The sequence below is a fragment of the Sorangium sp. So ce302 genome, from assembly GCF_051530145.1.
GTDB classification, from domain to species: domain Bacteria; phylum Myxococcota_A; class Polyangia; order Polyangiales; family Polyangiaceae; genus Sorangium; species Sorangium cellulosum_B.
The window spans coordinates 13240487-13263959 of record NZ_CP150326.1 but is presented as its reverse complement, the minus strand read 5'-3'; the positions used below and the strand labels follow the sequence as shown (position 1 = coordinate 13263959).

16 protein-coding genes are annotated in these 23473 nt (G+C 70.0%); 8 read left to right on the top strand and 8 right to left on the bottom strand.

The window, feature by feature from the left end; genetic code table 11:
* Window positions 1-59: 59 nt before the first annotated feature.
* Window positions 60-920, top strand: coding sequence for a carbon-nitrogen hydrolase family protein (locus tag WME73_RS50235; RefSeq protein WP_437743377.1), 861 nt, complete (start codon window positions 60-62; stop codon window positions 918-920).
* Between the two features lie 134 nt (window positions 921-1054).
* On the opposite strand, the gene speB is transcribed toward WME73_RS50235, so the two are convergent.
* The 5 genes from speB to WME73_RS50210 form a co-directional block, all read right to left on the bottom strand.
* Entirely contained in the window at window positions 1055-2077 is a 1023-nt protein-coding gene (speB, locus tag WME73_RS50230) for an agmatinase (RefSeq protein WP_437914229.1), read from the bottom strand.
* Window positions 2078-2390: 313 nt separating this feature from the next.
* Complete coding sequence (locus WME73_RS50225) at window positions 2391-3464, bottom strand: polyamine ABC transporter substrate-binding protein (RefSeq protein WP_437914228.1); 1074 nt, start codon at window positions 3462-3464, stop codon at window positions 2391-2393.
* A gap of 702 nt (window positions 3465-4166) precedes the next feature.
* Entirely contained in the window at window positions 4167-6380 is a 2214-nt protein-coding gene (locus WME73_RS50220; protein WP_437743374.1) for a SulP family inorganic anion transporter, read from the bottom strand.
* A gap of 216 nt (window positions 6381-6596) precedes the next feature.
* Window positions 6597-9683, bottom strand: a complete 3087-nt coding sequence (locus tag WME73_RS50215; protein WP_437743373.1) for an AAA family ATPase — start codon at window positions 9681-9683, stop codon at window positions 6597-6599.
* Window positions 9684-10095: 412 nt separating this feature from the next.
* Window positions 10096-11763 carry a serine/threonine protein kinase gene (locus tag WME73_RS50210; protein ID WP_437743372.1) on the bottom strand — a complete coding sequence of 556 codons (1668 nt, stop codon included), beginning with the start codon at window positions 11761-11763 and terminating at the stop codon, window positions 10096-10098.
* A gap of 545 nt (window positions 11764-12308) precedes the next feature.
* Here WME73_RS50210 and WME73_RS50205 point away from each other — a divergent pair.
* Window positions 12309-13436: a serine/threonine-protein kinase gene (locus WME73_RS50205; protein WP_437296884.1), complete on the top strand. Its 1128-nt coding sequence runs from the start codon at window positions 12309-12311 to the stop codon at window positions 13434-13436.
* Between the two features lie 25 nt (window positions 13437-13461).
* Window positions 13462-14448: an NAD(P)H-quinone oxidoreductase gene (locus WME73_RS50200; protein ID WP_437917522.1), complete on the top strand. Its 987-nt coding sequence runs from the start codon at window positions 13462-13464 to the stop codon at window positions 14446-14448.
* Window positions 14449-14461: 13 nt separating this feature from the next.
* Here the strand turns inward: WME73_RS50200 and WME73_RS50195 are convergent, their stop codons facing one another.
* Both WME73_RS50195 and WME73_RS50190 read right to left on the bottom strand, forming a co-directional pair.
* Window positions 14462-15013, bottom strand: a complete 552-nt coding sequence (locus WME73_RS50195; RefSeq protein ID WP_437743371.1) for a DUF2452 domain-containing protein — start codon at window positions 15011-15013, stop codon at window positions 14462-14464.
* The gene (locus tag WME73_RS50190; protein ID WP_437743370.1) at window positions 14988-16172 is read right to left on the bottom strand and encodes a hypothetical protein; all 1185 of its coding nucleotides are present in this window, start codon (window positions 16170-16172) and stop codon (window positions 14988-14990) included. Before WME73_RS50190 ends, WME73_RS50195 begins: the two co-directional genes overlap by 26 nt.
* Window positions 16173-16357: 185 nt before the next feature.
* On the opposite strand from WME73_RS50190, the gene murA reads away from it, so the two are divergent.
* From murA to sucD, 5 genes are all read left to right on the top strand, one after another.
* Window positions 16358-17626 carry a UDP-N-acetylglucosamine 1-carboxyvinyltransferase gene (gene murA / locus WME73_RS50185; RefSeq protein ID WP_437743369.1) on the top strand — a complete coding sequence of 423 codons (1269 nt, stop codon included), beginning with the start codon at window positions 16358-16360 and terminating at the stop codon, window positions 17624-17626.
* Window positions 17623-18258, top strand: coding sequence for an ATP phosphoribosyltransferase (hisG, locus tag WME73_RS50180; RefSeq protein ID WP_437743368.1), 636 nt, complete (start codon window positions 17623-17625; stop codon window positions 18256-18258). Before murA ends, hisG begins: the two co-directional genes overlap by 4 nt.
* 153 nt (window positions 18259-18411) lie before the next feature.
* Window positions 18412-19332 carry a hypothetical protein gene (locus tag WME73_RS50175; RefSeq protein ID WP_437743367.1) on the top strand — a complete coding sequence of 307 codons (921 nt, stop codon included), beginning with the start codon at window positions 18412-18414 and terminating at the stop codon, window positions 19330-19332.
* 298 nt (window positions 19333-19630) lie between these two features.
* Window positions 19631-20827 (top strand): ADP-forming succinate--CoA ligase subunit beta, encoded by a 1197-nt coding sequence (gene sucC, locus WME73_RS50170; protein ID WP_437743366.1) that lies wholly within the window; start codon window positions 19631-19633, stop codon window positions 20825-20827.
* Between the two features lie 95 nt (window positions 20828-20922).
* Window positions 20923-21804 carry a succinate--CoA ligase subunit alpha gene (gene sucD, locus WME73_RS50165; RefSeq protein ID WP_437743365.1) on the top strand — a complete coding sequence of 294 codons (882 nt, stop codon included), beginning with the start codon at window positions 20923-20925 and terminating at the stop codon, window positions 21802-21804.
* A gap of 386 nt (window positions 21805-22190) precedes the next feature.
* Here sucD and WME73_RS50160 read toward each other — a convergent pair whose 3' ends face one another.
* Window positions 22191-23231: an oxidoreductase gene (locus tag WME73_RS50160; protein ID WP_437914224.1), complete on the bottom strand. Its 1041-nt coding sequence runs from the start codon at window positions 23229-23231 to the stop codon at window positions 22191-22193.
* Window positions 23232-23473: the final 242 nt, after the last annotated feature.

Below are 23473 nucleotides of genomic sequence, written 5' to 3'. Positions count from 1 at the left end.
GCGACGTTCACGACGCCCCTCGAACGCACGCCGCAGAGGGGGTGTATAACGTCGCTTGTATGGCTCGCCTCCTCCACGTCATCGGAGTCCAGTCCCGGCCCGTGCCCGGCGACCCTGCTGCGACGCTCGAGAAGCTCGAGCGCGAGGTGCAGACGCTGGGGGTCTCGTTTCCCGAGGCGCAGCTCTACCTCTTTCCCGAGCTGTGGCTCACGGGGGATCACCCGTTCCGCCACACCTCCCCGTCGCACGAGCTCGCCCAGCCGATCCCGGGGCCGCTCACCAGGCGGCTCGGCGCGATCGCGCGCAGGGCTGGGAGGTGGCTCTGCGCCGGGTCGATCTACGAGCGCGCGGGGGACAAGCTGCACAATACCGCGCTCGTCTTCTCGCCGAGCGGCAAGCTCGTCACCCGGTACCGCAAGCTCTATCCCTGGATGCCCTTCGAGACCTGTGCGCCGGGCGATGAGCCCGCGCCCGTGTTCGACATCCCGCGCGTCGGCCGGCTGGGGCTCATGATCTGCTACGATGGCTGGTATCCCGAGGTCGCGCGCGGCCTGGCGCTGCGCGGCGCCGAGGTGATCCTGCACCCGACGCTCACCACGACGCCGGATCGCGAGGAGGAGCTCGTGCTCGCCCGCGCCCGCGCGATCGAGAACCAGTGTTATGTGGTGAACGTCAATGCCGCGGTGGAGATCGGCGGCGGGCGCTCCATCGCGGTCGATCCCGAGGGCCGCGTCCTCTTCCTGGGGGGCTCCGGCGAGGAGTACCTCGGGGAGGTGCTCGATCTCGACCGCGTCCAGACGGTCCGCGCCCACGGCACGCGCGGGCTGAACCGGGTGCTCCGCCAGTTCACCGAAGACTCGCCAGAAGCGGTCTTCGCGCCGTACCGAGGGCAGTCTCCGCGCCGCCGGACACGCTCGTAGACGCGACGCAGAGCGGCGGTCTCCCGCACAGGAGACGGGTCCAGATCGTCGTTTTCGGCGCGGAAGCGCACTCCTGTGCGCTGAGCACCGAAAACGACGAGATGGGCCCGTATCCGAAGCGGGTGACCGCCGCTCTAACGCCGCTCTCCCTCGGCCGGCTCCCTTGCTCTGGGCGCGCCAGGCCGGCACGCGATGAGCCCGAGCCCCTCCTGCGCGATCGTCGCGCCAGCCAGCGCCGTGATTTCACCCACGTCGTAGGCGGGCGCGACCTCCACGACGTCCATGCCGACGAGCGCGATGCCCTGGAGCCCCCGCAGGATCTCCAGCGCGACCGCGGTGGACATCCCCCCGCAGACCGGCGTGCCGGTGCCGGGCGCGAAGCTCGGGTCGAGGAAATCGATGTCGAACGTCAGGTAAACCTCGTGGTCCCCGACGATATTACGAACGTGCTCGATCACCGCCCTCGCGCCATGGCGATGAACCCAGGGCGCGTCGAGCACCTGGAAGCCGAGCGTATCGGCGTTGTAAGTGCGGAGCCCGATCTGCGCCGAGCGGCTGGGCTCCACGAGGCCCTCCCGCGCCGCGTGGAAGAACATGGTGCCGTGATCGACCCGACCCGATCCGCCCTCGTCGCTCCACGTGTCGGAGTGAGCGTCGAAATGGATCAGCGAGAGCTTCCCGCGGCGCTTGGACACGGCGCGCAGGATCGGGTAGCTCACGAAGTGATCCCCCCCGATCGAGAGGGGCGTCACCCCGGCGTCGAGGAGCCGGCCGATGTGCTCCTCGATGGCGACAGGGCTCTCCTCCGGACGCCCGTAATCCCAGACGCAGTCGCCATAGTCCACCACGGCGAGCCGGTCGAGCGGATCGAACTCGTAGCCGTAAGGGCGGTTCCACGCGAGGTGCGCCGAGGCCTCCCGCACCGCGCGCGGGCCGAAGCGCGTCCCTGGGCGGTTGCTGGTCGCCGTGTCGAGCGGGATGCCGGTGACCGCCACATCGACGCCTGTCAGGTCGCGCGTGTACTTGCGGCGCAGGAAGGAGAGCGCGCCGCTGTAGGTCGGCTCGCGCCGAACGCCATGGAGGCTATCGGCCGTGAACGCGTTGTCTACGACCATGCCTCTCGCGCGAGCCGTGGTCTTGGAGCGATGATCTTCCATAGAGGTCCTTACGTTCAGATCGACGCACTCCACCTCGAAGCGCCAGGCGCACCGGGCGCGGTGCGCTCCGGTGGCAGCGAGCTACGCCGTGCGCTCCAGAAGGGCTCGTCGCGCACGCGTCGGGGACGCGCCGGCGAGACGAGCGCCGCGCCAGCGGGACACGTCGGTGGCAACGAAGCATTCAGTCTTGCCAGGGGCTCCACGCAGCGGCCCTGATTCCAGCTCGGGCGTGCGCTCGACACCGGCGCGTCGCGCAGGATGGGCATCGGCGTGATCGGAGGCTGAGCACCTCGTTGGCGCCATCGCCTCGCGGTCAGTTCGATTTCACGGCCGCCCAGACCTCGTCGTAGAGCTTGGCCGCCTCGCCGAGATCGCGATGGTGCTCCAGGCGGCTCGCCTGGTCGCCCGTCGGATAGATGAGCTGGTTCGTGCGGTCTTCCACCGGCAGCTTGGCCTGCGCGGCGCTGTTCGGGGTCGCGTACTTCGTCATCATCGAGAGCTGCGCGCCGCCGTCGGGGGTCAGCATGTGATTGATGAACTTGTGAGCCAGCTCGGGGTGGGGCGACTTGGAGGGCACGGTCATCACGTCGACCCAGATCACGGAACCTTCCTTCGGAATGACGAGGGCGAGGCGATCCTTGTCCTCCCAGACCACCTTCTGCGCGTCCCCGTTCCAGACGACCGCCATGTCGACGGAGCCGCCCTTCACGTCCTGCGTCGCGCCGATGCCGCCCTTGAAGCCGAGGCACTTCGGGTTGCTCTTGGCCTCCTTGAGGATGCGCCCGGCCTCCCGGATCTCTTCAGGCTTCGACGTGTTGCTGGAAAATCCCTTGTACTTCAGCGCCGCGCCGACCATGTCGCGCATCTCGTCGATCAGCACGAACGTGCCCGGCGTCTTCTGGGCGTCGAAGAGCACGCCCCACGTCGGATCCATGTTGGGGATCTTCTTCTTGTTGTAGATGATCGCGACAGTGCCCCACTGGTAAGGGATAGAATACTTGTTGCCCTCGTCGAAGTTCGGGCCCGAGAACCGCGACTCGAGGTTCTTCAGGTTGGGGAGCTGGGCGTGATCCAGGGGGCGGATGAGCCCGCGCCGCGCGAGCCGCCCGCTGGCGTGCGCCGCCATCACGACGACATCGTACTGCGCGTCGGCGCCCGCATAGGCGAGCTTGCTCTCCATCTCCTCGGTGGAGTCGTAGATCGTGAGCCGCAGACGGGCGTTGTTCTGCGTCTCGAAGTCCTTGATGCTCTTGTCGTCGAGGTAGTTCGGGAAGATGAGGACGCTGAGCTCGGAGGGCTGAGCCGCAGCTTCCTTGGTGCCCGACTCTGCACGTCCTTCAGCAGGAGCCTTATCTTTGCCGCAGGCGGCGACCGATAGGACACCCAACAGAATGGCTAGTACCATCAGGGGGCGACGTTGAGTTTTCATAAGTTGTCCTTTCTCCAGCTGCTCAAGGCGGACAGGCCTGCGGGTGTTCGCTGGCGCGATGCTGGCCTCTGGGGTCTCCGGAAACGCCAACCAGCGGAGCGCGTCTGCGGACCGAGGCCCCCATCGGCCGGTAGGACGCGCGGGATGCCGGGCAGCCCCGGCCGCAACCCTATGGACCGTGGATTGCAAGCGCGCGTCCCCTTGTCAAGGAAAATGTGTTGCGCGGTAAGCAACACGACTGGCCTTCTCATTCGGAGCGAAACCACGACTGTTCGCAAGCTTAGGCGAATCGTACATTCCGTGGCTCTGAATCCGAAAGAGATCGTCGAAATTGCATTCAAATGTGTGTTCGCCGCGCATCCACGCGCATCCACGATAGCGTCTACACGAGATTGTTCTCCCCCAGGTGAAACGGCGCGCGGCACGGCAATGCGTGTTTCGACGCTACCGGAACACAGGACGGCAATGCTCGCGGGCTGCGCTGGGTCGTCGTGCGCGACAGGATCTGCGGGAGCCAGGTGCTCACGCGTGCAGCATTGAAGAGCGGACACGCCGGCTCCCCGGCGCGCGGCGCGCACCGGCGGGAGGCGTACTGCCGTCGCACCATGCTGCAAGCGAGTCTCCACGGGAACGCAACGCTCCAGGCCGAACCGACCGAGTCTAGTTGAACAGCGATTTCACGGGCCCCGTCGAGTGCACGATCCTCCGGGCCAGCAGCGTGACCACGAAGTGATGGAAGGCCGCGGCCAGCTCGGGCGCCTCCTCCGTCATTCGCTGCAGCGCCTCCTCCGTGAGCCGGTAGAGCGTGGACTGCCGGCTCGCGGTGACCGTCGCCGACCGCTTCTCGCCCATGTAGAGCCCGGACTCGCCGACGACCGACCCCGGCCCCATCGTGCGGAGCCGCTTCACCTTCTTCCCGTCGATCTCGAGCCAGGCCGTGAGCTCTCCGCTCTCGATGAGGTAGAGGTCCTTCGAGACATCTCCGGCCCGGAACAGATCGAACCCATCCGGAAGCTCCACGCGCTCGAGGTAGTCCTTGAAACGTAGCATTCCCGGGCGACCGCCGAATACATCCTGGAGATCGTAGAACAGCATCGGAGGCGGCAGCATGCTGGGCGGCGCATCTGCGATGATCTCCTTCTCACACGCCTCGAGGCCTCGATCCAGATCCGGGTAGATCCGGCAGACCTCGTCGTCATCGCCGACGAAGACCTCGCCCCGCTCGAGGTGATTGCGGATGTCCACACGCACCTCCGTGAAGATGAGCTTGACGCCGTGCGCCTTGGCGAGCCTGCGGAGCCGGAGGAAGCTCGCGATGGCGGACGAGTCGATGCCGTTCACGTGGCGGAAGTCGAGCAGCAGATAGCGCACCTCACCTTCCTCGCTCTGGATGCGCTGCTGGGCGGTCGAGAGGAGGTTGTACGCCGTCCCGAAGAAGATATAGCCCTGGAGCTGGAGCACGTTGAGCTGCTTGGCGCGCTCCGTCAGGGTCATCTCCTCGCCGTCGCTGCGAGCGACGTTGCTGCGCAGGTAGACCCCGGAGATGGCGTTGCGCACCACCTCGATGCGGCTGTAGCTGAGCGCGAAGAGGATGAACGAGACGCCGAGCCCCACCCCGATGCCGACAAGGAAGCCCCGGACGGCGACGACAAGGAGGATCACCACGATGACGAAGTACTCGATGCGCCGCAGCCGGAACCAGCCCTCGTAGAGCGTGTTGATGAGGAAGTGGAATCCGAGATAGGCGATCAGGCCCCCGAGGACGGGGCGCGGGAAGTACAGGATGGCGTCGGCGCCGACGAAGAGCACGACGCAGCTGATCGCCGCCGCGACCAGCCCCGAGACGCGGCTGTTCGAGCCGGCCTTGTAGCTCATCGACGACTCGGCCAGCGACAGGTAGCCGACCATGCCGCCAAAGAGGCCCGTGACGATGTTCGCGACGCCCGTGGCCCGCAGCTCGCGGTCGAGATCGATCTCCTGCTCCGTCGCGAGCTCCACGCCCGACGCGCTGAGCAGCACGGTGATGGCGGCCATGATCGTGACGGCGGCCATGTTGCCGGCGCTGCCGAACAGGACCGACCAGTCCACCTTCCCGAAATCCGAAGCGCCGATCGGAGGCCAGAGCGACGCGGTCGGGAACGGACCGAGGAGCCAGCCGCTGTCGAGCACCTGCTGCACGCTGACGCCGGCGAGGCCCAGCGAGACGTAGAACACGACGATCGAGCCCCCGAGCAGCACGGGGAGGAGCAGGAGCGACGAGAACCGCCGCAGCACCAGGAGGAGCAGGACGCCGAACACGAGGCCCGGGAGGACCCGCTTCAGGAGCTCCGGATCCATCACCACGCTCGGGAAAATGTCGAGCGTCGATGGCTGGCCGGACATCACCGAGATCGAGCCCTGGAGGAGGAGCCAGCCGGCGCCTGCGATGAAGCCGCCGGCGACGGGGTACGGGATGAAGCGGACCAGGATGCCGAGCCGTAAGAGGCCGAGCAGCAGGAAGAAGCCGCCTGCGACCACGGAGGTGATCGCGATGGCGGCCACGACCGTCGGGAACGGGCTCGCCGTCGGGTCCTTCTGCGCGATGCCCGTCGTGATCGCCGCCGCCATCGAGGCGAGAATGACGGCAGCGTCCTCCTGCGGCGCGGCGATCACCGGCTTGTAGGAGCTGAGGAGAGACACGATCACGCCGACGATGACGGAGCTGATCAGGATGATGCCGATCCCTCTCGAGAGGTATTCGGCGAGCCCGTGGTTGAAGATCAGCGCGCCAAGAGAGATATCGAACGAGACGACCAGCGTCCCCGAGACCATTCCGGCGATCACGGCGGGCATGAGCTTGGAAGGCTTCGCCTTCTCAAGGAGCTCCTCGTTCAACAGCGCAGGTGACTCCTTTGTTGCCTGTCGTGTCATGCTCTTGGGAGACCTCGTGATCGATTGTCAGCGGAATTCGCAGGGCGGCGAGGGCCGGGGCGCGCCGGCGCCGCGCGGGCCGGCGGGGCCTCTGCACCGCGATCTAGGGAACGTGCGACGACGTCGGACGACGGGGTCGCCTTCGCGTGGGCGGAGCGCACGGCAGCGTCCCCCACCGGCTCAAGAGGCCCCCAGCTCACGCTCGATGGCAGCGGCCTGCTCCTGCAGGGCTTCCGCCTCGCCGAGGTGGCCGCTCAGCCGGTGCAGCTTCGCGAACTCCCCGAGGAGCCTCGCCTCCTCGCGCCGGTTCCCGATCTGCCGCTCGACCGTGATCGCGCGCGAGTAGAGCGTGCGAGCGGCGTCGTACCGGCCCTGGACGGCGTAGGCCATCCCGAGGCTCGCGAGCGTGAGCCCCTCGGCCGGCAGGTTGCCCGCCTCGCGCGCGGCGCGCAGCCCCTCCTCCCAGTAGGTGCGCGCGTCGTCCGGCTGCTGCATCGCCCAGTGCGTGCGGCCGAGGCCGAGGAAGCCGAGCGCCTCGGACCCGCGGTCGCCGAGCTTCTGGGCGTCGGTGAGCACGCGGATGTGCTCCTGCCGCGCCTCCTGGTACCGCCCCCTCGCCTCGAGGACGTCGCGCGCGAACTCGTAGCGCACGACGACGCTCTCGGGCGTCGGCTCCGGCGAGAGCTTGAAGTAGACGCGGTAGAGGCGTGTCGCCTCCTCGTGGGCGTAGCGCGCCGCCGCCTTGCGGGCGCCCGCGAGGAAGTAGCGGCGCGCGTGGTCCACCTTGCCCGCGCGGCGCCAGTGGCGGCCGAGCGCGACGAGCTGGTCCTCGAGGTCATCGCCGTAGAGGCTCTCGATCGCCTCGGCCGCGAGCCGGTGGAGCTCCTGGAGCCGCGCGCGGGACTGCATCTCGTAGGCCGCGTTGCGGAGGAGCGCGTTGCTGAACTGGAAGCGCCGCTCCGTCATCTGCGACCAGATGCACTGCGCCTCGCCGATGCGCACGTGCTCCTCGAGCACGGAGGCGTCGGGGAGCATCAGCGCGAGCACCCGCAGGTCGAACTCGCGCCCGAGGACGGCCGCGGCGACGATCGTCTGCTTCACCTTCGCGTCGAGCCGGTCGAGGCGCGAGATGAGCAGGCTGTTCACGTTCTTCGGCGGCATGAACGTGTTCGAGATCGAGATGGAGCTCGAGCTCGAGCCGTAGCGCCCGTCCTCGAGCCAGTAGGCGAGGATCTCCTGCGCGAAGAACGGGTTGCCGCCGGCCGTCTCGCAGAGGAGCGTCGCGAGCATGTCCGGCATCGGGCCGCCGAAGAACGGGACCGCGAGCGCGAGGAGCTGCTCGCGCGGCAGCGGCTTCAGCTCGATCACGTTCTCGGAGATGCCCGGGTCGAGCGGGATGCGGACGGGGGTGCCGTCGTCCTTGCGCCGCGTCGTACAGATGATCGCGATGGGCAGCCCCCGGCACGCGCGCGCGATCACGCGCACCGCCTCGAGCGAGTCCTCGTCGGCCCAGTGCGCGTCCTCGAGGTGCAGGATCACCGGCTGGAGCGACGCCTCGGCGAGGAAGACGAAGCTCAGCGCCGAGAGCGTGCTCGTGTACCGGAGCTTCGGGTGCAGGCGCTCGTACGGCGAGTCCTCCCACCGGATGCCGATGAGCGCGGCGAACACCGAGCGCGCGCGATCGAGCTCGCGCTTCAGCGCGGCCTGGCTCTCGGGCAGGCGCTCGAGGAGGTACTCGAACGCGTCGTCGAAGTTCGTGAGCTTCTCTTCCTTGCCGAGCGCGGAGGACTCCCAGAAGTACTCCTTCAGCGCGAACTCGAACGCGTTCAGCGAGCTCTGGAGCGTCTGGTCGCAGCGCGCGTCGATCCACAGGAAGGGCCGGTCGCTCTGGTGCTCCTCGCAACGGTGGCGGAAGCGCTGCACGAGGTAGCTCTTCCCGAGCCCCGGCTCGCCGTCGATGTACGTGATCCCGGCCGGCTTGCCCTCGAAGATCGGCCCGACGTAGCGCACGAGCTGCTCGATCTCCGCCTCGCGGCCGATGAGGCCGAGGTCGTAGAACTCCTTCTGGACCGAGATGCGGCGGCGCTCCAGCGAGTAGACGAGGATGGGCAGATCGAAGCCCTTGAACCGGAAGATGTTCTCCGTCGTCCACTGGTAGCTCGTCTCACCGGCGCGGAAGACCTGCTCGTCGGCCCAGATCGCCGACCAGGGGGCCTTCGCGACGAGGCGCGCGGCGAGGTTCGTCGCGCGGCCGATGCACGCGAACTCGTGGCGCTCGGTGCCGCCGTTGAAGCCGGCGTACCGGACGTCGCGCGTGATCCCCGCGCGGAGGCGCATCTGCCGGAGGCCGCGCTTCTTCAGCTCCAGCGCGAAGTCGAGCGCGCGATCGTTGTCGTTCTCGTGGGTGATCGGGGCGCCGAAGTGGATCAGCGCGGCGATGCCGAGATCGCCCGCGTCGATGCCCGTGAACGTGCCGCCGTAGAGCTCGGAGAGCTCGTGGAGGAGGCGCGTGAGCTCCGCGAAGCTCGGGATCTGCTCGAACGAGAGGAAGACGCTCGTGACGTTGCGGAACTCGCCCTCCGGGGGCATGTCCGCGACGCCCCTCGCCACGAACGCGGTGCCCTCGCCGCGCGGCGGGTTCCTCGGGACCTGCGGCATCCTGGGCGCCGGCACGTCGCCGAGCTTGTAGACGCCCTCGCCGTGGTACTTCGCGCTCGCGGGCGGGATGCGATCGCAGAGCGCGCGGTCGAGGAGGATGTCGCCCTTCAGCGCTTGCCGCTCGATCGCGACGCACGCGGCGAGCGCCTGCCCGTGGAAGTGGTAGTACGCGCGCTCCGGGGAGATGCGGACGATACCCCACTCGACCGAGCCCCACGCGAGCCCCATCCGGAACGAGAACGGGAAGCTGCCGAAGGGCGTGTCGCGCTCGGGGTGCTCCGCGAACAGGTCGCGCATCGCGAGCGCCGCGCCGAGCACGTACTCCGCGACCTTGCGGTCCGGCGTGTCCTGGAACAGCGCCGTGAACGCGTCGCCCGCGAAGTTCGTGATGAAGCCCCCGGCGTGGTGGACCGCGGCGATGAGCGGGTCGAAGTAGTACCGGAGCGTGCCGGCGAGCGTCTCCGCGCCCGCGCGGCCGTGCTGCATCAGCTTCTCCGTGAGCTCGGTGAAGCCGGGGATGTCGATCATCAGCACCGCCCCCGTGAAGCTGCCCTCGGTGTTGCCGAGAGCGTCTTGCTGGATGATGAAGTCGGGGACGAGCGGGTTCATTTCCTTGCTCCTCAGCAACGGATCCCGCTTGGAATCGGCCTGGGAAGCGCGTCTGCGGGACGCAGAGCCTGGAGTCTACTGCCGGCGGGAACGGATGAATACCGGGATCTTCGATCGATCGTTCGGGCGGTCAGCGCGGCCTGGGTTCGCCGCTGGATTTGACGTTCGCCGCGATGCACGGGCTGAGCGTGCGCGTGTTCGTGCGCGCGTTCGTGCGCGTACATTTGCGCATGTTCCGGAGAATGCGGCACATCGTCTCCTTCACCGTCACCGTGCGCGCCGCGCGGGGGGTGCCCGCCGACGGAAAGCCTGGAACAAGGTGCCTCCACGTCGGCGAGGACATCCGCCCAGAGCGGCCGCGCGGTGAAGACAGACGGGGAGACGACGATGTGGTGTGTGGGGCGCTGGAGGGTCATCGTTCGATCTGGATATCCAGCGGCCGAGGAGAAGGAGGCGGGGGCGGCGCGTCGGGGGCGGGCGCGGGCCTGGGGGCCGGCCGGCCAGAGTACGGGCGAGGCGCCGGGGCGGCCGGGGGCGGCGTCGGCGCTGCAGGCGTGCTCGTCGGCGCCGCTGCCTGCTTCGTGAGCGTGGCGACCAGGCGCACGGACTGATCGGAGGGGCCCTGGACGATCGAGTACGGCTCGTACCCCTCGTGGCGCACGGTCAACCGGCGCGGGTTGGCGCGCACGGAGCTGTTCGTGAGCGACAGCTGGAGCGGCGTGTTCCCGAGCGGCTTGCCGTCTTCCAGCACCTCGGCGCCGGACGGCATGGACTCGACCATCAGCACGAACGACCCGACGTCGGCGGGCGGCGGCGCGACCTGCGGCTTCTCCGGTTGCGCGGCGGCCGGCGCCGGCGGCGGCTCGCCGGAGCGCATCTGCGACATCGCGACCCCGATGCCCGCGACGGCGAGGACGCCCACCGCGACGAGCACGATGCCCTTTCGGCCCTGCGGCGCGGCGTCGGCCGGGCGCGAGGCGGCGCCGAGCGAGGCGTCGTCCACCTGCGAGGTCGTGGCGCCGGACGTCGACGTGGGCGACGACGAGCTGGCGGGGATCGCCGTCATCACGCGCACGGGCGGCATCGGCGTCGGCATCCTGCCGGTGCCGGTGGAGTCCATGGTCACGAGGCCCGTCGAGCCGAACGCCGGGGACAGGCCCATCGCCTGCGCGCACTCGCCGAGCCCGCGGATGAGGGCCTCCATGTTGGCCGGTCGGCCGTCCGGATCCTTCGACAGGCAGCGCAGCACGAACGCCTCGAGCGGCTCGGGCACGTCGGCCTCGGGGTTGCGCTCCTTCATCCGCGGGACGGGCTGCTGCAGGTGGGCGATCAGGATCTGGACCGAGTTCTGCGCCTCGAACGGGACCTTCCCGCAGAGCATCTGGTAGAGGATCACGCCCAGCGAGTACACGTCCGTCCGCAGATCGACCTTGCCGTGCGAGATCTGCTCCGGCGACATGAAGCGCGGGGAGCCGAGGAACGAGCCCTGCTGCGTGAGCTCCTCCGAGTCGTCCGCGAGCACCTTCACGAGGCCGAAATCGAGGATCTTGACGAGCTCTCCGGTGTCCTCGCCGGGGACGAGCATGACGTTCGACGGCTTCAGATCGCGGTGCACCACGCCGTGCTTGTGCGCCTCGCGCAGCCCGCGGGCGATCTGCCGGGCGATGCCCATCGAGTCGGGCGCCGAGAGGCGGCCGGCCTTGCGCAGCCGCCGGAAGAGCGTCTCGCCCTCGAGGAACTCCATGGCCATGAAGTACCGCTCGGGCTCCATGTTCTCGACTCGGCCGTAGTCGAAGACCGTGACGATGTTCGGGTGCTGGAGCCTGGCGAGGATGCTCGCCTCGAGGAAGAAGCGCTTATGAAAGTTGGGGTCGATCTGATTCGATGAGTTCGTGGGCGTCAGGACCTTGATCGCGACCTGGCGCTCGAGGGCGATCTGCTCGCCGCGATAGATGACGCCCATGCCGCCCGTCGCGAGGAGGGAGTGGATCTTGAACTTCTGATTCAAGACCTTTCCCAGCAGCGGATCGGACTCACCGCTGGCCGAGGCACCGTCCGAAAGCTTCTCCGCCGTGCTCATGGCCTCTGTCTCTTTCCCCTTCCCATCCCGCTGGCCCCCACTGCTGGCAGTCGGGGAAAGCGTACCCCGAGCCCGTCACGCGCTGCCCAACGCTCGACTTACGTTCGATTCACGTACTGGTTTACGTACTGGCTTACGTGCTGGTCAACGTTCAGGTCGACGTACCGCCTTACGTTTCGTCTTACGTTCCGGATTACGTTTCGTCTTACGTTTCGCCTTACGTTCGGATGCAAATTCTGGTACCCGCCCCGCTGCGGTACCTCTCGCGCTCGTCGGGTTGGTTTTCGGACCGGCTGCGGCACGTTTGAGCTCAGCCTACCGTAAGCCGCGAGCCGATCCAACCCAGCTGCTGAAGATGACATGGGTTGGCTACCCAACCACACGCTGTGGGCGTGCCCCCCCAGCCGGGACGCTCGCTCCCTGAACGAGCTTGCTGCATGGGCGGATGTACCCGTACTCTGACCGGGTCCCCGATGCCGCCGCAGCACTTCATCCGATGCCAGGCGTGCGGGTTGCCGCACCCGTCGGACACCGAGAGGTGCCCGGTGCACGGCACGGCGCTCACGCCGAGCGTCGCCCCGCCCTCCTCGACGCGGGTACCGCCGACGAGCAGGGGCGAGTCGGGGTGGCCGGTGGACGGGCCGCTGCCGCCCGATATCGATCCCGATCAGCCGCGGCCGACGAAGGAGGCGCCGCTCGTCGGCCGCCTGCTGCACGACCGCTACCGCATCCTCGGCGTCATCGCCAAGGGCGGGATGGGGATGGTCTACGACGCGATCCACATCGGCCTGCGGCGCCGGGTCGCGATCAAGACGCTCCGCGGCCAGTACGCTCAGAGCAAGACGGCCATCGCGCGCTTTCACAACGAGGCAGCCGTCGCCGGCCGCTTCGGCCATCCGAACATCGTCGAGGTCTACGATCTTGGCGTGCTCGACGACGGTACGCCCTACCTCGTGATGGAGCGTCTCGAGGGGGAGACCATCACCGAGCGGCTCGCGCGCGAGCGCCCCATGCCCATTCCCGTCGTGCTGGACGTGGCCGTCCAGGTGCTCAGCGCGCTCGTCGTCACGCACACCGAGGGCATCCTCCACCGCGATCTCAAGCCGGACAACATCTGCCTCGTCGGCGGCGACCGCGGCCCGCTCACCGTGAAGGTGCTCGATTTCGGCGTCGCCGAGGCGTTCAACACGGGGGTGGCGCCGTCGATCCTCGTCTCGATGGCCGCCGCGGGGAGCCACGCCATCGCCGGCACGCCCGCGTTCATGGCCCCGGAGCAGGCGCAGGGCGTCCGCGATCTCGACGCGCGCGCGGACCTCTACTCGGTGGGCATGCTGCTCTACGTGATGCTCACCGGGCAGCTGCCGTTCAAGGCGCCGACGGCCGCCGCCCTGCTCGCGGAGATCCAGCGCGTGAAGCCGATCCGCCCGCGCATGCTGCGGCCCGAGGTGCCCCACTCGCTCGACGTCGCGACGATGCGCGCGCTCGCGCTCGACCGCGAGGAGCGCTTCCCGAGCGCGGCCTCGATGATGGACGCCCTCGAGCAGGTGCAGATCGAGGCGGCGATCGGCGGCAACGCGCCGGCCGAGCCGGAGAAGGAGCCGGCCGATCCGGACTCCGAGAAGGTGGAATACTTCTACCGGAAGAGCGTGCTCCCGCCGCCCATGGAAGAATGAACGGGGCGTGAGCAGCACATTGAAGATGCGCGCCGTCGTCATCCGCGAGCCGGGCGGGCCGGAGGTCCTCGAGGTGCGCGAGGTCGATGCGCCCGAGGTGCCCGACGGGCACGTGCGCGTCGCCGTCCGCTTCGCCGGGGTGAACCGCGCCGATCTGCTCCAGCGGCTGGGCTTTTACCCGGCGCCGCCCGGCGCGCCGCAGGACGTGCCGGGGCTCGAGTACTCCGGCGTGGTCGAGGCCACGGGGAAGGGCGCGCGCCGCTTCGCGCCGGGCGATCGCGTCTTCGGCCTCCTCGCGGGCGGCGCCTACGCCGAGCGGGTCGTCGCGCACGAGCGCGAGGTCGCGCCGGTGCCGGACGGGCTCACGGACGAGGAGGCGGCGGCGGTCCCCGAGGCGTTCGTCACCGCCTACGACGCGCTCGTGACGCGCGCCCGGCTCGCGCCCGGCGAGCGCGCGCTGGTGCACGCGGTCGGCAGCGGCGTGGGCACGGCCGGCCTCCAGATCGCCCGCGCGCTCGGGTGCTTCGTCGTCGGGACGTCGCGCACGCAGGACAAGCTGGATCGCTGCCGCGAGCTCGGGCTGCACGCCGGGATCGCGACGTCGGGCGCGACGTTCGCGGACGAGGTGCTGAAGGCGACCGGAGGCGCGGGGGTCGACGTGGTCCTCGAGCTCGTCGGAGGCGCGTACGTCGGCGAGGATCTCAAGGCGTGCGCGCTGAAGGCCCGGATCGCGCTCGTCGGGCTGACGGCCGGCGCGTCCACGGAGCTCGACCTGCGCGAGCTCCTGCGGAAGCGCATCGAGCTCTTCGGCACCGTGCTCCGCTCGCGCCCGCTCGAGGAGAAGATCGCGGCGGCGCAGGTGCTCGAGCGGAACATCTCCCCCTGGCTCGCGAGCCGCGCGGTGCGGCCGGTCGTGGACCGGGTCTTCCCGATCGGCGATGCCGCTGCGGCGCAACTTTACGTCGCCAGCAACGCGTCGTTCGGGAAGGTGCTCCTCCAGCTCGGCGGGTGAGCGAGCGCCGCGGTCAGGCGCCGCGGCCGGTGAGCCGCGCGAGCGCGCCGGCCTCCGCGTCGTGCGCCTCGGCCTCTTGCGCCGGCGTCCACGACATGTCGACCTCGAGGCGGTACGAGCCCTCGAACGCGTGCGGCGGCGAGCCGCCCCACTCCTCCGGCGAGAGCATCGAGAGGTAAGGGACGCCGTCGCCGCGCCGGTACAGGTGGTAGACGTGGCCGGGCCGCTTCTTGAAGTTGCACGCCGCCCGGTGGAGCTCGCCGTCGCGCTGCGCCGCCTCGAGGACCCGCCGCGCCTCCTCCTGGAGCGACCGGATCTGCCGCGCGATCTGCGCGAGCTTGCCGCCGGTGACCGCGCCGAGCAGCGCGTCCGCCTGCTGGATCTCCCGCGCCACGTCGACGAGCTCGTGCGGCGCGGAGAGCCGGCTCAGGGGATACGGCGAGGTGCGGGAGGGCCCCTCGTGGCGGCCGCCGCCGTGCTTCGTGTAGCCGTCGTCGCTCATGCGGTCCACGTCGTCATGGATCGTCCACGGCCCGGCGTCACGGGTCAGGGCACCCGTCTTCATCCGCGACGCCGTCCTCGTCTTCCTTCTGCGTGGGGCAGCGGTCCTCGTCGTCGAAGACGCCGTCTTCGTCGTTGTCCCCTTCGGGGCACCCGTCGTCGTCCTGGAAGCCGTCGCGGTCCTCCGCGAGCTCGCCGCACTGGTCGACGTCGTCCGGAACGCCGTCCTCGTCGGCGTCGTGGACGCGCGGGGTCCAGGCCACCGAGAGGACGGCGCGCAGCGGCGTGGTGCCGACGCCGCCGGCCAGCGCCGTCTCGACGCCGGCGAGGAACGAGACATCGCCCAGCGCGTAGCGCGCGGCGAGGCCGAGCTCGAGCGCGGCCGCCTCCTGGCTCGCGAACGGCGCGATCGGCGAGAGCGGGAGGTGCCCGTGCGCCTCCAGGAAGAACGTGGCGCGCCCTTCCGGGTCGATGCCCAGGATCTGCGGCCGGAACGAGAGGCCGAGGCCGAAGGGGAGCTCGTGGCCGAACACCGTGGGGCACGGATCGTCGCCCGCGGCGGGGACCGGGGTCGCCTGGCACCCGAAGCGGGCCTCGCCGGCGCGGAGCTTGACCCCCGCCGCGAGGTGCGCGCCGAGCGCGATCAGGCGGTACTCGGCGAGGAGCCTGAGCTCGTTCGTGACGCCCCCCTCGCCCACGAACGACGCCTCGTCCCCCGTGGGCAGCGTGAAGCGCTCGTGCAGCGCGAGCGCGAGCCCGCCGAGATCGCCGCCGGTGGGCTGCACGAGCGTGAGCTTGCCGATGAGGCCGAGATCGCCGAGCGCCTGCGCCGGGAGCCACGTGTCGCCGAGCACCCGCGTGGCGTCGGACATGGGCGCGTCGCCGGTCTGGTGGAGGACCACGGGCAGCGTGAGCCCGACGAGCAAGCGCCGCGCGATGCCCACGCCGGCCGCGAAATCCGCGCTGACCTGGTGGCGGATGACGTCGAAGCGGACCTCGCCCGAGGCGGGATCGCGGAGCACGATGGGGCGGTAGGCGTACGAGGCCCAGAGGCTCGCGCTCCACTCGCCCGTGTCCGGGGTCGCGGCGGGCTCGAGGTAGACGCCGGCCCCGGGGTCGATCGAGGCGCGGAACCCGCGGAGATCGGCCGACGGCTGCGCGGCTGCGAGCGGGGCCACAGACGCGGCGAGCAGCGAGGACAGGGCGATGGCGCTCGGTCGCATGGCCGGTGGAGACTAGACGAGCGCACGGGAAGCGCACGGGAAAGTGGGCCCCGTCGCCCGCCGGCCCCGCGCGGTGAGCCGGCGGCGATCGCGACGGCCGGCGCCGAGCGCGGGGCGAAACACGGCGCGCGGCGCGCGGCCCCCGAAACATCGCGTTCCGCCGCGGGTTGTGCGATAGCGGGGGCATGGACTCCATCCGGATCCGGGGCGGGAAGCCGCTCTCCGGCAAGATCCGCATCAGCGGCGCGAAGAACGCCGCGCTGCCGATCCTCTGCGCGACGCTGCTCTCCGACGGGGAGAGCTTGCTCCGCAACGTGCCAGCGCTGCGCGACATCGAGACGACCTCGGCGCTGCTCCGGTTCCTCGGGCGCAACGTCGAGACCGCGCCGCCGCTCGTGAAGGTCGGCGCCGGCGACAACGTGCGGCCCGAGGCGCCTTACGAGCTCGTCAAGCAGATGCGCGCGAGCGTCATGGTCCTCGGCCCGCTGCTCGCGCGCTTCGGCCGCGCCAAGGTGTCGCTCCCCGGCGGCTGCCAGATCGGGACGCGCCCGGTGGATCAGCACCTCAAGGGCCTCGAGGCGCTCGGCGCGACGATCCGGCTGTCGCGCGGCTACATCGTCGCGGAGTGCAAGCGGCTGCGCGGCGCGGAGGTCGTGTTCGATCTGCCGACGGTGACCGGCACCGAGAACCTGATGATGGCCGCGGCGCTCGCGAAGGGGCGGACCACGCTGGTCAACTGCGCGCGCGAGCCCGAGGTCGAGGAGCTCGGCCGGGTGCTCAACAAGATGGGCGCGCGCGTGAGCGGCGCCGGCACGGACGTCATCCACATCGAGGGCGCGGACGAGCTGGAGCCGTTCGACCACGCGATCATCTCCGACCGGATCGAGGCCGGCACGTACATGGTCGCGGCGGCCGCGGCCGGCGGCGACGTGCTGATCGAGAACGCGCCGCTCGAGGACCTCGAGGCGGTCGCGGCCAAGCTCCGCCAGGCGGGCGTCGAGGTGGGCCGCGAGGGCGACTGCGTGCGCGTCCGCCGCGAGGGGCGGCCGCTGCGCGCCGTCGACGTCACGACGGCGCCGCACCCGGGCTTCCCGACCGACATGCAGGCGCAGTTCATGGTCCTGATGTGCCTCGCGCAGGGCACGTCGCGCATCGTCGAGACCATCTTCGAGAACCGCTTCATGCACGTCCCCGAGCTCTCGCGGATGGGGGCGCACATCGACGTGGACGGCCACACGGCGCACGTGCACGGCGGCGCGCCGCTGTCGGGCGCGACCGTGATGGCCACCGATCTGCGCGCGAGCGCGTCGCTCGTCATCGCCGGGCTCGTGGCGACCGAGGGCGAGACCGAGGTGCTGCGCGTCTACCACCTGGATCGCGGCTACGAGTTCATGGAGCGCAAGCTCGCGCAGCTAGGCGCCGACACGGTGCGCGTCGAGGGGCGGGCCGGATGACGAAGCCCCTCACCATCGCCGTCCCCAAGGGGCGGATCCTGAAGGACCTCATCCCGCTCGTGCGGCGCGCGGGCCTCGACAGCACGCCCCTCGAGGAGAACGATCGCCGCCTGGTCCGGCCGACGGCGGACGGCGCGTTCCGGTACGTGTTCCTGAAGCCGGACGACGTCCCGACCTACGTCGAGTACGGCGCCGCCGATCTCGGGGTCTCCGGCCGTGACACGCTCCTCGAGCGCCGCCACGATCTCTACACGCCGCTCGATCTCGGCATCGGCCGCTGCCGCCTCGTCGTGGCCGGGCCGGAGGACACGGAGGTGCCCGATCTGCCGCGCGTCGCCACGAAGTACCCGCGGATCGCCGGGGATCACTTCGCGAGAAAGGGCGTGGTGGCGGAGATCATCCCCGTCCACGGCTCGGTGGAGCTCGCGCCGCTCGTCGGGCTCTCCCACCTGATCGTCGATATCGTCGAGACGGGCTCGACGCTGCGCGAGAACCGCCTCGAGGTGCTCGAGACGGTCACCGAGGTGAGCACCCAGCTCATCGCGAACCGCGCGTCCTACAAGCTGCGGAGCGACGTCATCCGCCCGCTGGTCGAGCGCCTGAGGGCCGCGACGGCCGGCGCGGGGCGGTGATCGCCGCGGGGGCGCTCGTCGCCGCTCGCTGATCGAGGACAGCCGCCGTCCGGAGACCCAGAGAGAGAGGAGGCCCAGCTGCTACCGCACCTCGCCGCGCTCCCGGCCGACATCGACACCTGGGTGGGAGGGGGGACCAGCGTCGTCGCGGGCGTGCACCGCGAGCAGCCCGCGGCCCTTCGCTTCGACGCGCTCGCGCAGGCCGAGGTCGGGCTCCGGCTCGCGAGCGGCTCGCTGTACTTCCGGCTCGATCTCGACGTGCAGGCGACCACGGCGCCGCTCGGGCTGCCGGCGTTCGGGCTGCCGGCGTTCGTCTACCCCACGTGGTCCTTGCTGACGCCGGGGATCAAGATCGGCCCGCCCGAGTGGGCGATGCTCCAGATTGGCCGCGAGGATCACCACCTCCGGCTGGGCATCATCACGCACCCGATTGGCATCGAGGACTGGGACGGCTGGATCAACTATTTCCCGACAACCTCGACCATGATCAGCACCGTCCCGGGCCGGATGCTCGGCGTCGAGCCCGGGCTCGTCCTCGGCGAGGGATACGAGATCAACCTCTTCGGCGGCTTCGATCTCGACGTCGATGCGCCGACGTTCGGCGCCGGTCTCACCACGATGCAGCCGCTCTGGTCGACCTGGTCGGGCGTCGCGCTGTATCCGTCGATCGATTTCTACTCGGCGGTCGTCGCCCTGGAGCTCTACCCGGCCGAGGCGCTGTCCGTGTCGATCGACGGCAGCGTCGGGCTGGTCGGCGCGGCGGACGAGGCGGGAGCGATCGCGCTGAATCCCTGGGTGGGAGGCGAGATCATCGCCAATGTCCTCCCGAAGGTGGCAATCCATCCGGTCTTTAGAGTCCAGGCTCTCTACGAACCGGAAGGCGCCCTCTCTGCCTTTCTGTTCGCGCCTCAGCCGAGCGTCTCCGCGAGCGCCGGGCTCACCTACACGCCGTTCGATGAGCTCAAGATCAGCCTCGAAGGCAAGGTCTCCAGGGTCGAGGACGACATCCTGCCCGGCCTGTTCACCCTCGTGGCGCTCCGCCGGCCTGAGCCGCCGCCCTACGCCGCCAAGTGAGGCGACGAAAGCGGCGCTGTGCCCCCGCGCCGCACGCGCCAGGGCGCAGCGCCGCGGGCGCCGACGTCATGCACCACCAAGGCAGACGACGTCGAGCGCTGCGCCGCCGCACTTTTCCATGGATGGGTGAGCCGGCGCGAAACACTCGAAACGTAACGTGCCGGAGCGTAACAAAACGTAACACGTGACTCGCGCGCGGCCAGGGTAAGGCCAAGGCACCGGGCACACCGACGTCCGTCGACCCTGTTTTTCGAGTCTCGCGCGGGCGCGGCCTTGTGATAGGGTGGCGGCCCCTCTCATGAAAATCCACGAGTATCAAGGCAAGCAGCTCTTCGCTCGCTACGGAGTGCCGGTACCGAAAGGGGAGCCCGCTTTCCAGGCAAGCGAGGTGGCGCCGATCGCCGATCGGCTGATCGCCCAGACAGGCAACCCGGTCGTCGTCGTGAAGGCGCAGATCCACGCGGGCGGCCGCGGCAAGGGCGGCGGCGTCAAGGTCGCGAAGGGTGGCAGCGCGGAGGCGACCGCCCTCGCCGAGAAGATCCTCGGCATGCAGCTCGTCACCAAGCAGACGGGCCCCGAGGGGCAGAAGGTCCGGCGGCTCTACATCGAGCAGGGCCTCGACATCGCGCGCGAGCTCTACTTCGCGATGCTCGTCGATCGCGAGCGCCGCCGCGTCGCGGTGATCGCCTCGACCGAGGGCGGCATGGACATCGAGGAGGTGGCCCACAGCACGCCGGAGAAGATCTACAAGCTCTTCATCGATCCGGTGCTCGGCCTCGCCCCGTACCAGGGGCGGCAGCTCGCGATCGCGCTCGGGCTCACCGCGAAGGAGACGCAGCGCCAGTTCCTGAAGCTCGTGGCCTCGCTCTATGCGTGCTTCACCGCGGAGGACTGCTCGCTGCTCGAGGTCAACCCGCTCGTCGTGACCGGCGCCGGCGACGTCTTCGCGCTCGACGCGAAGGTGAGCTTCGACGACAACGCCGAGTTCCGGCACGCCGACTGGAACGGGATGCGCGACGTCGACGAGGAGGATCCGGTCGAGCTGCAGGCGAAGCGGGCCGGGCTGTCCTACGTGTCGCTCGACGGCGACATCGGCTGCCTCGTGAACGGCGCCGGGCTCGCGATGGCGACGATGGATATCATCCTCCATTACGGCGGAAAGCCGGCGAACTTCCTGGACGTCGGCGGCGGCGCCTCGCAGGAGCAGGTGAAGACCGCGTTCCAGATCATCCTCCGGAGCGAGCGGGTCCGCGGCGTCTTCGTGAACATCTTCGGCGGCATCATGCGCTGCGACGTCGTCGCGGCCGGGGTCATCGCCGCGGCGAAGGAGCTCGGGCTCAAGGTGCCTCTCGTGGTGCGCCTCGAGGGGACGAACGTCGAGGCCGGCCGCAAGCTGCTCGACGAGAGCGGCCTGACCATCCAGTCGGCGAGCTCCATGGCCGACGGCGCGCAGAAGATCGTGGCCGCCACGCGCGGCGGCAAGGCCGGCGCCTAGGGCGCCCGCGAGCACCGAGCCTCGAACCCAGTTGAGCAGCGAGCCAGCGGCGATGGCCGAGCTCCTGTCCACGTTGAAGGTAGAGTAATCAAGCGATGAGCATCCTCGTCAACAAGGACACGCGGGTCGTCTTCCAGGGCATCACGGGCGCCTACGGGTCGCAGCACGCCCGCGCCTGCATCGAGTACGGGACGAAGGTCGTCGCCGGCGTGACGCCGGGCCGCGGCGGCCAGCGATTCGAAGACAAGGTGCCGATCTTCGACACGGTCGAGCAGGCCGTGCGCAACGAGGGCGCCGATGTCTCGTGCATCTTCGTGCCGCCGGTCGGCGCGGCCGACGCGATCACCGAGGCCGTCGATGCGGGCTGCAAGCTCGTCATCTGCATCACCGACGGCGTGCCGGTGCTCGACATGATCCGCGTCCGTCGCTTCCTCGAGGGGAAGCCGACGCGGCTCATCGGGCCGAACTGTCCCGGCGTGATCACCCCGGGAGAGTGCAAGATCGGCATCATGCCGGGCCACATCCACAAGAAGGGCCACATCGGCGTCCTCTCCCGCTCGGGCACGCTGACCTACGAGGCGGTCGGCCAGCTGAGCGCCCTCGGCATCGGCCAGTCGAGCTGCGTGGGTATCGGCGGCGATCCGGTCGGCGGCATGGACTTCATCGACGTGCTCGAGCTCTTCAACCAGGATCCCGACACCCACGGCGTGGTGCTGATCGGCGAGATCGGTGGGACGGCCGAGCAGCGCGCGGCGGCGTGGATCAAGAAGAACATGAAGAAGCCGGTGGCCGCGTTCATCGCCGGCCGCGCGGCGCCTCCGGGCAAGCGCATGGGCCACGCCGGCGCGATCATCGCGGGCGGCGAGGGCACGGCGGCCGAGAAGATCGCGGCGCTCGAGGCGGCGGGGGCCAAGGTGGCCGCCACGCCGGCCGAGATGGGCATCGCGATGCAGGCGGCGATGGCGGCGGCGCGCTGATCTTCTGGCCCGAGAGGGCGTCGAGCGTGCAGCGGCCTTGCTGTGCGCGATCTTCCGAATTGCCCGGCCCGCGGCGAGGGTGCTCGTTGGGCGGGGCGGGGGCCCCGCCGAACTCGCCCGAGACATCTCTCCTCCAGCTTCGCCGGAGGAGAGATGCCTCGGGCTCAAACATCGGCCCATCCCCCACCCCGCCCAACGAGCACCCTCGCCGCGGGTCTACCGCTGTCCCTCTCGGGGACTACCGCTGTCGTTGGTGACGCACCTCGGATATCGGCGCATTCCCACCGCCCGATAAGCACCCTCGGTACGAGACGACAGAGGTCGCGTGAGCATGCGCTCTTCAACCGCTTCTCAACGCAAGCAGCGGTTTTCCTGCGCAGCGTCGATCACGCCCCCAGCGATATCGTCCGCCGCTCGGCGGCGCTCTTCATCGCGGCCTCGATGACGCGGATCACGTCGCGCGCCTCCTCGGCGCGCACCGGCGGCGGGGCGCCGTCGAGGATCGCCGCCGCGATGCCCTCGTAATAGGCCTCGTAGGCGCCGGGCAGGCTCTCGATTACGCGGCGCTCGCCGCTCGCCGTGACGAGCGTGCCGAACGAGCGCGGGTCGTCACGCCCCCACTCCGGTACACCCGGGCGTGTGCCTGCCTTGAGGGCGTCCTCCTGGCCGTCGATCCCGTGCTTGAGGAAGCTCCCGCCGTCGCCATGGACCGCGAAGCGCGGCCCCGGCTCGGGCACCAGCGTCGAGGAGCGCACGATCACCCGGCGCTTGCCGTAGTCGAGCGTCAGGTGGAAATAGTCCACCGTGCGCGCCCCGGATCGCTGCGCGAGGACGTCGGCGGTCACCGAGCGCGGCAAGCCGAAGAGCACGAGCGCCTGATCGATCAGGTGCGCGCCGAGGTCGTACAGGATCCCCGAGCCCGGCGCCTCCTGCTCTCGCCAACCCTGCTTGATGGCGGGGCGGAAGCGATCGAAGTGCGCCTCGTACGAGGCCACCTCGCCGAGCAGGCCCTGCTCGATGCAGCTGCGCACGGTGCGGAAGTCCGCGTCCCAGCGGCGATTCTGGAAGACCGAGAGGAGCCGGCCCCGGCGCGCGGCCAGCGCGATGAGCTCGTCGGCCTCGGCGCTCGTGATCGTGAACGGCTTGTCGACGACCACGTGCTTGCCCGCCTCGAGCGCGGCGCGCGCGAGCGGGAAGTGGGTCTCGTTGGGCGAGGCGATGACCACGAGGTCGATCCCTGGCTCGGCGATCAGCACCTCGGGCGTCGGATGCACGGCGACGCCCGAGTGGTCGGCCATGACCTGGCCCTCCCGGCGGGTCGCAATGGCGGCGAGGCGCAGCCGAGAGACGGACCGGATCAGCGGGGCGTGGAAAACGGCGCCGGCGAGGCCGTAGCCGACGAGGCCGACATAGACGCGCTGGGACATGGCAGGACGGGCTCGTCCGGGACGCTAGCCCGAAGAGGCGCTGGGGGGAAGCCCAGGCGCGAAAACGCCGAGGAGCCTCCAGAGGCGCGTGACGGCGGCTGGCGAACCGCCACAGGCATCGGCAACACCACGCACGCTCGCGCCTGGTGAGCCGCCACAAGCATCCGGCACGCCGCGATTGCGCCTGGCGAGCTGCCACAGGCATCCGCCGCGTTCGCTAGCGCGCTCGGCGATATGCCCAG